The following is a 257-nucleotide window of genomic DNA, read 5'->3' as shown; positions in this document are numbered from 1 at the left end:
GGCAATCGCCTTGAGTTATATCCGTGCCCTCTATGCCGTGGAAGAACGCATTGCCAAAGAAGACTTGCAAGGACAACAGAAACTCGACTTCAGAATCGAACACGCACAACCCGTTGTGAAAGCGTTCTTCAAATGGGTCGAGGAATGTCTGTCGGATGTCACACTCTTGCCCAGCAGCCCCTTTGCCAAAGCACTGGGCTATACCCATCCACGCAAAACGTCCTTGAGTGTCTTCCTGACGGATGCGGCTGTCCCAC

The 257-nt window shown here is 52.5% G+C and carries 1 protein-coding gene; it reads left to right on the top strand.

The genetic code is table 11. The features are described from left to right. Positions 1-257: IS66 family transposase (locus tag ACOI06_RS14670; RefSeq protein WP_420663328.1), on the top strand; the 257-nt coding region annotated here is incomplete at both ends.

Source organism: Orrella sp. 11846 (assembly GCF_048820935.1).
Taxonomy (GTDB): Bacteria; Pseudomonadota; Gammaproteobacteria; order Burkholderiales; family Burkholderiaceae_B; genus Algicoccus.
The sequence above is the reverse complement of the archived record's forward strand: the minus strand, read 5'-3'. Positions and strand labels throughout refer to the sequence as shown.